The organism is Micromonospora sp. NPDC047548, from assembly GCF_040642975.1.
Classification (GTDB): Bacteria; Actinomycetota; Actinomycetes; order Mycobacteriales; family Micromonosporaceae; genus Micromonospora.
In genome coordinates, this window is record NZ_JBEYTI010000088.1 from 1 (window position 1) to 10,152 (window position 10,152).

At 71.9% G+C, this 10,152-nt stretch carries 6 protein-coding genes and 1 pseudogene; 5 read left to right on the forward strand and 2 right to left on the reverse strand.

The genetic code is table 11. The features are described 5' to 3' along the window. Positions 1-482 precede the first annotated feature (482 nt). Positions 483-863, forward strand: coding sequence for an ArsC/Spx/MgsR family protein (locus tag ABZ807_RS32535; RefSeq protein ID WP_357166756.1), 381 nt, complete (start codon positions 483-485; stop codon positions 861-863). A gap of 250 nt (positions 864-1,113) precedes the next feature. Here ABZ807_RS32535 and ABZ807_RS32540 read toward each other — a convergent pair whose 3' ends face one another. Beyond that, the gene (locus tag ABZ807_RS32540) at positions 1,114-1,293 is read right to left on the reverse strand and encodes a hypothetical protein (RefSeq protein WP_357166770.1); all 180 of its coding nucleotides are present in this window, start codon (positions 1,291-1,293) and stop codon (positions 1,114-1,116) included. 69 nt (positions 1,294-1,362) lie between these two features. Between ABZ807_RS32540 and ABZ807_RS32545 the strand changes: the two genes are divergently transcribed. The 4 genes from ABZ807_RS32545 to pulA all read left to right on the forward strand — a co-directional run bounded on the left by ABZ807_RS32545 (position 1,363) and on the right by pulA (position 9,007). Beyond that, positions 1,363-2,019 carry a hypothetical protein gene (locus ABZ807_RS32545; protein WP_357166759.1) on the forward strand — a complete coding sequence of 219 codons (657 nt, stop codon included), beginning with the start codon at positions 1,363-1,365 and terminating at the stop codon, positions 2,017-2,019. 490 nt (positions 2,020-2,509) lie between these two features. Beyond that, positions 2,510-3,187: a cellulose binding domain-containing protein gene (locus ABZ807_RS32550; RefSeq protein WP_357166762.1), complete on the forward strand. Its 678-nt coding sequence runs from the start codon at positions 2,510-2,512 to the stop codon at positions 3,185-3,187. A gap of 8 nt (positions 3,188-3,195) precedes the next feature. Next, complete coding sequence (locus ABZ807_RS32555) at positions 3,196-3,342, forward strand: hypothetical protein (RefSeq protein ID WP_357166765.1); 147 nt, start codon at positions 3,196-3,198, stop codon at positions 3,340-3,342. A 160-nt stretch (positions 3,343-3,502) separates the two neighbouring features. Continuing rightward, positions 3,503-9,007 carry a pullulanase-type alpha-1,6-glucosidase gene (gene pulA, locus ABZ807_RS32560; RefSeq protein WP_357166768.1) on the forward strand — a complete coding sequence of 1,835 codons (5,505 nt, stop codon included), beginning with the start codon at positions 3,503-3,505 and terminating at the stop codon, positions 9,005-9,007. Positions 9,008-9,086: 79 nt separating this feature from the next. Here pulA and ABZ807_RS32565 read toward each other — a convergent pair. Beyond that, a pseudogene (locus ABZ807_RS32565) lies at positions 9,087-10,152 on the reverse strand (hypothetical protein); the annotation flags it as partial.

Sequence of the window (10,152 nt, forward strand, 5' to 3'; positions counted from 1 at the left end):
CAGATCGGTACGCATGATGTGTGCCTCTCTGTTCGGGGGTGCGCGACGGCCCGTCGGGGGTGACGGTGTGCGCGAAAGGGAAAGTCAGGAAGGGGGATCTGCCCGGCGGCCGGGGGTGGCTCTGCTCGGGTGTCCGGGGGATGTAACCAACCCGGCCGGCCACACATTCCGTGGGCGCTGGCTTCGGGCCACCCTCGGGGCGGGGTTCCCCGTGGGTATGCCATGTACAACGACCCCGGCCCATCGGCCATTCCACCGCCGGGGTGGCCCCGACCACGGGACGCCGCAGGCCAGACGGGATCCCGCCGGGCGGATCGGGCACCCAGAACCGGACATCCGGGATGAAACCGAACGGCCCGGGGGGAACCGGAGCCGAGACCCTCTGTTGGCCCCTGTCGATCAAGAGGTTGCGTCAGATTTCGGCCGTACGAGGACGCAGCCCTCTTGATCAACGAAGAGTTCCGGTGTGACGATGTCCGGTCATGGAGATCTGGCACAACCCGTCCTGCTCGAAGTGCGCCGGCGCGCGGGCCACCCTGGATGAGGCACGGGTGCCGTACCGGCTGCGGGCGTACCTGGAGCGGCCGCCGAGCGCGGCCGAGCTGACCGACGTGCTGCGCCGGCTCGACGCCCGCGCCTGGGACGTCTGCCGCACCGGGGAACCGGCCGCGGTCGCGCTCGGCATGGCCGACTGGCCCTGCGACGACGCCGCCGAGCCACGCTGGATCGAGGCGATGGTGGCCCACCCGGAGCTGATCCAGCGTCCGATCCTGCTGCTCGACGACGGGGGCGCGCTGGTCGGCCGTACCCCGGAGGCGCTCGACGAGGTGGTCCGCCGGACCGGCGCGGAGCGCGGGGACTGAGCCGCACGGATCCGCCTACGTGCAGGGGGGATACGGCGCCGCCATCGTCACGGTGACCAGCAGCGCCAGCTTCCGGCGCAGCCCAGGCCGCCGGCCGCGCCGCGGCCTGGGCTGTGGGGCCGGTTCGCGGCGGAGCGTCCGCACGGTGGCCCAGCTGAGGGGTTCGGGCACCGCGTGGCCTCCTCGTCGTCGCCGAGGAGGCCGAGGGGTAGGGCGGCCCGGCAACCGAAACGGGGCGGCCGCGTCCGGGTCAGGCCGGGTCGTCGGCCGGCGTGACGCTCCCCGCGGCCTGTGCGTGCCGTTCGCGCAGCCGGTCCCGGATCTCCTCCGGCGTGTACGCCCGGCGGCGCCGCTCGGCGCGGGCGATGACCACGCCGGTCGCCGCGACACCGGCCAGGCCGGCCAGGCCGAGTACCTTCCACCACCGCATTCGTTGCCGCATCGGCTTAGGGTAGTCGTCCATGAGCGAGCGCAGCGCGCGAAGCGCCGGGGCGACGGCATGAGCATCAGCCTGGACGAGGCCGTCGAGCTGACCCGTACCGGAGACGTGTGGGTGTTCCGTGGCCGGAGCGTGCCCGACCGGGCCATCCAGTTCACCACGAACAGCCCGGTGAACCACGTCGGCATGGCGGTGGTGCTGGACGACATGCCGCCACTGATGTGGCACGCCGAGCTGGGTCGATCGCTGCCGGACAGGTGGACCGGCAGCCACCAGCGCGGCGTGCAGTTGCACGACCTGCGCGACGCGGTCCGCGTCTGGGCCAACCGGTACGGGCAGCGGGCCTGGCTGCGGCAGCTCGACCCGCCGGCCGACGCGGCGATGGAGCAGGCGGTGCTGCGTACCGTCGCCCGGCTCGACGGCACGCCCTTCCCCTCCACCGCCCAGCTCGCCTGGCGCTGGGCGCGGGGGCGGGTGCCGCAGGTGCGGCTGCCGGGTCGCCGGGACCGCTCCGGGGTGCCGGTGCGGGACGGGGCGCTGGAGACCGCGTACTGCGCCGAGGTGGTGGCGGTGACCTACGAGGCGATGGGGCTGCTGCCGGCCGGCCGCCGTCCGAACTGGTACGACCCGGGCCGGTTCTGGAGCGGCGACAACCTCGACCTGGCCGGCGAGGCCAAGCTTGGCGCGGAGATCGAGGTGAGCATCCCGCCGCGCTGAGGTTTGCCGGCGCCCGGCGGCGACAATTGGTGAGGCAGTGGGAGTTCCTGGACAGCCAGGGGCGGGCGGTGCCGGGCGAGCGTTACCGCTACCTGCTGCGCACCACCAAGGACGGCCCGGTCATCTGCACTTCGTCCGCACGGGCTGACCGCCACTGTCCACCGTCGTCCGCACGGGCCGACCGCAACCGTCCACCGTCGTCCGAGCGGCGTGACCGCTGGCGTCGGCGTCCGGGAGTCCGGCCCGCCCGGCCGTCCGTCCGCCGGCCCGCCACCGGGCGGTGCTGCGGCGATCGGGGCGCGGGCGCCCAGCGCGCGTCCGTCCGGTGGGCGGGATCCGGGCGCCCGAGACCGGAGCCGACCTGAAGGGGCGTGCCGCGGCCAGCCGTTTTCCGGCCCGGGCCGGCCGGACGGACCGTACCGGCTGCGCCTGTTGGGATCCGTCGGCGGCGCTGGCTAGGCTGGCGCGTCTGCTCCGACAAGGGGGACCCATGTCCGACCGCTCGGCCCCGCGGCCGGGGGCGCGATCCGCACCCGCCGTGCTGGCGTCGATGCCGTGGATCGTCGTGCTGCTCGGCGTCGGGCTGCTCGCCACCCTGCTGGTGTTCGCCCTGCTCTCCTTCCGCGAAGCGGAGCACCGGGCCGCGCCCGAGCCGGCGCCGCCGATGTATCTGCCGAGGATGCCCTCCGTGACGTCGTCCCCGACGCCGGCCGGGGACGCGCCGCTGCTCGCCGTGGACGCCACCCCGTCGCGGACGGCCGGCGCCACCGCCACCCCGTCGGCGCGCGCCAGCTCCCGCCGGCCCGACGCGACGCCGAGCACCGGCGGGCCGGCCCCCGCCGGCTCCGGCCGGATGAGCGCGTACTACCAAACCACCTCCAGCGACCGGGACTCATTCTCCGCCGAAGTGACGGTGCGCAACGCCACCGGCGGCGCCGGCGAGTGGCAGGTGGAGCTGATGTTCTCCGGCAACGTCAAGTCGGTTCGCGCGTCGTCCAGCTCCGGGGTGTCGGTGCGCACCCAGGGCAGTGGCTGGTTCGTGCTGAGCGGCACGAGTTCGCTCCCGGCGGGGGAGACCGCCGTCGTGTCGATGACGTTCGGCCGGAATGGCAGCGGTGACCGGCCGGGCCAGTGCACCGTCAACGGGGCCGCCTGCACCATCGGCTGAGCGCCCGGATGTCCGGCGGCGTCCTCACGTACACCAGCGGGGTGGACCTCGACGGCGGCACGTCTGTGCCGCTGCGGTTCCACTTCGAACGCACCGGCGGGAACACCCGCCCGAGCGGGTGCGCGGTCGACGGCGCCGGCTGCGCCGGGCTCTGACCCACTTCCCGACGGCGCGGAGGTGACCTCCCCGGACGCCCGGGACGACGGCATGTTTCGCAAGCCGGCTGCTTTGTTGCGACTCTGTTTGCAAGGTATTGCAGAATGTTTCGGCAAGGGCTAGCGTGCGGGCGAATCAGCGACCAGAGGAAGGCCGTCGATGAAACCCCCGCCGATATCTCGCAAGCCGCTGCTCGCCTTGGTCTCCACCCTCACCCTCACCCTCGCCCTCGTCGGTGCCCCGGTCGCCGTCCACCAGCTCGGCGCGGACGCCACCGACCGGACGCCCACCGTCGACGCGCTCGCGGCGGCCGGCGCCGCCCAGTGGGGCGCCGAACCCTCGACCGAGGCCCTGCTCTCCGCCGGCACCGGCACGGGGCGCGCCGAACAGTTCTACTTCGTCCTGCCGGACCGGTTCGCCAACGGCGACCGGCGCAACGACTCCGGCGGGCTCACCGGCGACCGGCTCCGCACCGGCCTGGACCCGAAGGACAAGGGCTTCTACCACGGTGGCGACCTCAAGGGCGTCCTCGACAAGCTGGACTACATCCAGGGCCTGGGGACGACCGCCATCTGGCTCGCCCCGGTCTTCAAGAACCGTCCCGTTCAGGGCAGCGGTTCGGACGTCTCGGCCGGCTACCACGGCTACTGGATCACCGACTTCACCCAGGTCGACCCGCACTTCGGCACCAACGAGGACCTGCGGAAGCTGGTCAAGCTGGCCCACCAGCGCGGCATCAAGGTCTACCTCGACGTCATCGTCAACCACACCGCCGACGTCATCAGGTACGCCGAGGACAAGTACGCGTACATCGACAAGAAGACCTCGCCGTACACCGACGCGCAGGGGCGCGCCTTCGAGGACCGCAACTACGCCGACGGCACCCGCGACTTCCCGACGGTGAACAAGGACGCGGGCCCGTACACCCCCGCCTTCGCCGACGCCGCGGACGCGACGGTCAAGGTGCCGGCCTGGCTGAACGACCCGACGATGTACCACAACCGCGGTGACTCGACCTTCGCGGGCGAGAACAGCGAGTACGGCGACTTCTTCGGCCTCGACGACCTGTGGACCGAGCGACCCGAGGTGGTCGCGGGCCTGACCAGGGCGTACGGCGACTGGATCGCCAGCACCGACGTCGACGGCTTCCGGCTGGACACCGTCAAGCACGTCAACCTCGACTTCTGGCCGCAGTTCAGCCAGGGCATCAAGCGGGCCGCCGACGCCGCCGGCAAGAAGGACTTCTTCATGTTCGGCGAGGTCTACAGCGCCGACCAGGAGGTCACCTCGACCTACGTGCGGCGCGGTGGCCTGCCGGCCACCCTGGACTTCTCCTTCCAGGAGGCCGCGCGCGGCTACACCGCCGCCGGCGGCTCCGCCAAGGCCCTCGCCGACGTGTACGCCCGCGACGACCTGTACGCCGCCCGGGACACCGACGCCAACCGGCTGACCACCTTCCTCGGCAACCACGACATGGGCCGGATCGGCTCCTTCATCGCCGCCTCCGGCGGTGACGACGCCACTCAGCTGCGCCGCGACCAGCTCGCCCACCAGCTGATGTTCCTCACCCGCGGCCAGCCGGTCGTGTACTCCGGCGACGAGCAGGGCTTCACCGGCCCCGGCGGGGACAAGGACGCCCGGCAGGACATGTTCGCCAGCCAGACGGCGGACTACCTCGACGACGACCTGATCGGCACCACCCGCACCCACGCCAGCGACCAGTACGACACCGGCCACCCGCTCTACCGCACCATCGCCGAGCTGGGCACGCTGCGCCAGGCCCACCCGGCGCTGCGCGACGGCACCCAGATCACCCGGTACGCGGCCGACGGCGTCGGCGTCTTCGCCTTCTCCCGCATCGCCCCGGCGGACCGCACCGAGTACGTCGTGGCCGTGAACAACGCCGCCAGCGCGCAGACCGTCTCCGTGGACACCTGGTCGGCCGGCACCACCTTCACCGGCATCTACGGCGGGGCGGCCGCCGCCACGGCCGGCGCGGACGGCACGCTCGGCCTGACCGTGCCGCCGATGTCCGCCGTGGTCCTCAAGGCCGGCCGGGGCATCCCGCAGGCCACCGCCGCGCCGGCCGTCACCATCACCGGGCCCGGTGCCGACCCGGTCGCCACCCGGGCCGCCGTCACCGCGCAGGTCACCGGCGACCCGCTGGCCACCGTCACGTTCGCCGCCCGGGTCCCCGGCGGGAAATGGACGCTGCTGGGCAGCGCGCACCGGGCCCCGTACACCGTCCACCACGACCTGACCGGCCTGCCCGGCGGGACGAAGGTCGAGTACAAGGCCGTCGTCCGCGACGGCATGGGGCGTACCGCCAGTACCCGATCCACCGGTGTCGTCGGCACCCCGGCACAGAGTTCGTCGCGGGACTGGGCGGTGGTGCACTACCAGCGACCCGCCGGCGGGTACGACGACTGGGGCCTCTACGCCTGGGGCGACATCGACCCGGCGTACGCCACCCAGTGGCCCAACGGGCAGCCGTTCGCCGGTGAGGACTCCTACGGCCGGTTCGCCTGGGTGAAGCTCAAGCCGGGCGCGAAGTCGGTCGGCTTCCTGGTGGTGGACAAGAACGGCAACAAGGACGTCGACCATGACCGCACCGTCGACGTGACGCAGACCGGCGAGGTCTGGGTCAAGCAGGGCGACACTGCGCTCTACCCGACCCGGCAGGCGGCCACCGGCGAGCCCGACCCGCCGGTGAACGAGGGCACCGCGGTCATCCACTGGCGCAAGGCCGACGGCAACTACGACGGCTGGGGCCTGCACCTGTGGGACGGCGCCGCCAACCCCACCGACTGGTCCAGCCCGCTCAAGCCGGAAAAGGTCGACGCCTTCGGCGCGGTCTTCCGGGTGCCGCTGGCCGGCGGGGCCACCGGGCTGAGTTACATCATTCACCGCGGCGACGAGAAGGACCAGCCCGAGGACCAGCGGCTGGACTTCGCCACCGGCGGGCGCGAGGTGTGGCTGCTCGCCGGGGTGAAGGGCCGGCTGCTGCCGCCCACCGCCTCCGGCCCCGGCCGGGACCTGGACATCACCAAGCAGCAGGCGCAGTGGATCGACCGGTCCACCGTCGCCTGGCTGACCGGTCCGACCGACGGCAGGCAGTACGCCCTGGTGGCCGCCCCGGCGGGCGGGCTGAGCATCGCCGACGGCGAGCTGGCCGGGACGTACACCTCGCTGCCGCTGCGGGCGCAGCGCAACGGGCTCACCGAGGCCCAGCGCGCGGCCTTCCCGCACCTGTGGTCCTACCGCGCCTTCACGCTGGACCGGGCCGACCTGGCCAAGGTGCCGGCGGCGCTGCGCGGGCAGCTCGTGGTGACCGAGCGGGACGCCGAGGGCACGCTGCTCAACGCCACCGGCGTGCAGATCCCGGGCGCACTCGACGACGTCTACCGGCCGGCCACCGACGCGCAGCTCGGCGTCACCTTCGTCGGCAGCGTGCCCACCCTCGCGGTCTGGGCGCCGACCGCCTGGATGGTGTCGCTCCAGCTGTTCGACTCGCCGTCGGCGCTGCCGCAGACCGTGGCGATGAGCCGCAACGACCGCACCGGCGTGTGGTCGGTGCGCGGCAGCCGCGACTGGACCGGGAAGTACTACCGGTACCAGGTCGAGGCGTGGCAGCCGGCCGCCCAGAAGGTGGTCACCGCCTCGGTCACCGACCCCTACTCGGTGGCGCTCGCGCCGGACTCGACGCACAGCCAGATCGTCGACCTGTCCGATCCGTCGCTCGCGCCGCAGGGCTGGGCGACGCTGCGCAAGCCACCGGCGGTGCCCGCGTCGAAGGCGCAGATCTCCGAGCTGTCGGTCCGGGACTTCTCGGTCGCCGACAGCACCGTCCCGGCCGAGCGGCGGGGCACCTACCTCGCCTTCACCGACCCGGGCACGACCGGGATGACGCACCTGAGGGCGCTCGGCGACGCCGGGGTCAACTACCTGCACCTGCTGCCCTCGTTCGACTTCGCCACCATCCCCGAGCGGGTGGCCGACCAGCGGCAGCCGGACTGCGACCTGGCCGCGCTGCCGCCGGACTCCGACCAGCAGCAGGCCTGCGTCGCCGCGGTGGCCGACTCCGACGGCTACAACTGGGGGTACGACCCGCTGCACTACACCGTGCCGGAGGGCGGCTACGCCGTCGACCCGGCCGGGGCGAAGCGGACCAGCGAGTTCCGGCAGATGGTCGCCGGAATCAACGGCGCCGGGCTGCGCGTGGTGATGGACGTGGTCTACAACCACACCTCGGCCTCGGGCACCGACCCGAAGTCGGTGCTCGACCAGGTGGTGCCGGGCTACTACCACCGGCTCCTCGAGGATGGCAGCGTCGCCAACTCGACCTGCTGCGCCAACACCGCCCCGGAGCACGCCATGATGGGCAAGCTGGTGGTGGACTCTCTGGTCACCTGGGCCAGGCAGTACAAGGTGGACGGCTTCCGGTTCGACCTGATGGGTCACCATCCGAAGGCGAACATCCTGGCCGTGCGGGCCGCGCTGGACAAGCTCACGCCGGCCCGCGACGGGGTGGACGGCAGGAAGATCCTGCTCTACGGCGAGGGCTGGAACTTCGGCGAGGTCGCCAACGACGCCCGGTTCGTGCAGGCCACCCAGGCCAACATGGCCGGGACCGGAATCGGCACCTTCAACGACCGGCTCCGCGACGCGGTGCGCGGCGGGGGCCCGTTCGACGGCAACCCGCGGATCCAGGGCTTCGCCTCCGGCCTCTACACCGACCCCAACGGCGACACCGTGAACGGGACGGCCGCCGAGCAGAAGGCCCGGCTGCTGCACCACCAGGACCTGATCAAGGTGGGACTCACCGGCAACCTGCGGGGCTACCGGTTCACCGACTCGTCGGGGCGCCAGGTCACCGGTGCCCAGGTGGACTACAACGGCTCGCCGGCCGGCTACACCGCCGCGCCGGGCGAGGCGGTCACCTACGCCGACGCGCACGACAACGAGATCCTGTTCGACGCGCTGGCGTACAAGCTGCCGCAGGGCACCTCGGTGACCGACCGGTCGCGGATGCAGGTGCTGGCGTTGGCGACCACCACCTTCGGGCAGGGGGCGGGCTTCGCCACGGCCGGCTCGGAGCGGCTGCGCTCCAAGTCGCTGGACCGCAATTCGTTCAACTCCGGTGACTGGTTCAACCAGATCCGCTGGGACTGTGCACAGGGCAACGGCTTCGGCGCCGGTCTCCCGCCAGCGCAGGACAACGAGAGCAAGTGGTCGTACGCGAAGCCGTTGCTGGCCGACCCGAAGCTGGTGCCGGACTGCGCGGCGATCAACCTGGCCGACGCCCGGTACGCGGAGCTGCTGAAGGTCCGGCAGTCCTCGCCGGTCTTCGGGCTTACCACCGCCGACCAGGTGCAGCAGCGGGTCGCCTTCCCGCTCTCCGGCGCACAGGAGACGCCGGGCGTGCTGACCATGACCCTGGACGCCCGCGGGCTGGACGGGAAGTGGACGTCGGTGACCGTGGTCTTCAACGCCACCCCGGAGGCGGCGAAGCAGACGGCGACCGGCCTGCGCGGGGCGAACGTGGCCCTGCACCCGGTGTTGCGGGAGTCCGCCGACCCGGTGTTGCGGACCGCCTCGTTCGACAAGGCGAGCGGCACGTTCACCGTGCCGGCGCGCAGCGTGGCGGTCTTCGTCCAGAGCTGATCCCACGACGATCCGGCCCCCTGCCACCGAAGTGGCAGGGGGCCGGACGTCTGTGCGGAGCCGTTTCGTGGACCGTGCCTCAGTTGAAGCAGTCCTTGACGGTGCCGGCGCAGTTGGTTGGGTCGTTGTTGGTGACGGTCGACTTTTCGTCGAGGCGGACCTTGCCGTCGTTGTTGAGGATGCCGCCGGCGACCCGGTGGAGCTTGGACGAGTCGGTGGCGGTGTTCTTGGTGACTCGGGTCTTGGTCAGGGTGACTTTGCCCTCGTTGTTGAAGATGCCGCCGCCGTTGCGGGCGGTGTTGCCCTTGATCTCGGTGTCCCGCAGGGTCAGGGTGGCGTTGTCGCCCTCGCCTTCGGGCTTGTCCTGGTAGCCGTCCTTGAGTTCGACGTCGGGGTCGCCGTTGAAGATGCCGCCGCCGAAGCGTCCGGCGGTGTTCTCGACGATCTCGCTGTCGTCGATGGTGGCGGTGGCCTCCTGCTCCTTCTGCTCCTTCTTGTCACCGCCGTAGGACGGGGCTTCCTTCTTCTTCTGTTCACCGCCGGTGTTGACGATGCCGCCGCCGTCCTTGCTGGCGTGGTTCTTGGCGACGGTGACCTTGTCGAGGTCGAGGTTGGTGTTGCGGGCGTAGATGCCGCCGCCGCTTTCGCAGGCGGTGTTCTCCTTGATGGTCGACAGGACGATCTTGACGAAGCCGCTGGAGCTGAACACGCCGCCGCCGTTGCGGTTGGCCGTGTTGCCCTCGATGGAGGTCTTGAAGATCTCCACGCTGCCGGCCTCGTCGCGGCCCTCCACGCCCGGCCAAGAGCCGTTGTCCTGTTCCTTGTCCTTGCCGTGTTCCTTGTCCTTGCCGTGTTCCTGGTCCTTGCCGTGTTCCTGGTCCTTGCCGTGTTCCTGGTCCTTGCCACGGCCGTTGGCGATGCCGCCGCCGTTCTTGCCGGCGGTGTTGTTGGTGATGCGGGACTCGCCACCCCGTTCGTGGGAGGACTCGTCCTTGCCGTCGGCGGATCCACCCTGACCGTCGGAGGACCAGTCCTTGCCGTCGGCGGACCCCTTGACCTTGAGTACGCCGACGTTGAAGATGCCGCCGCCGTTCTCCCGGGCGTGGTTGTTCTCGACCTTGCTGTCCTCGAGGTCGACCCGGCCG

Excerpts from the sequence above, each read along its gene's own strand:
- ABZ807_RS32535 (WP_357166756.1), top strand. The coding sequence starts at position 483 with ATGGAGATCTGGCACAACCCGTCCTGCTCGAAGTGCGCCGGCGCGCGG.
- ABZ807_RS32540 (WP_357166770.1), bottom strand. The coding sequence starts at position 1,293 with ATGCGGTGGTGGAAGGTACTCGGCCTGGCCGGCCTGGCCGGTGTCGCG.
- ABZ807_RS32545 (WP_357166759.1), top strand. The coding sequence starts at position 1,363 with ATGAGCATCAGCCTGGACGAGGCCGTCGAGCTGACCCGTACCGGAGAC.
- ABZ807_RS32550 (WP_357166762.1), top strand. The coding sequence starts at position 2,510 with ATGTCCGACCGCTCGGCCCCGCGGCCGGGGGCGCGATCCGCACCCGCC.
- ABZ807_RS32555 (WP_357166765.1), top strand. The coding sequence starts at position 3,196 with ATGTCCGGCGGCGTCCTCACGTACACCAGCGGGGTGGACCTCGACGGC.
- pulA (WP_357166768.1), top strand. The coding sequence starts at position 3,503 with ATGAAACCCCCGCCGATATCTCGCAAGCCGCTGCTCGCCTTGGTCTCC.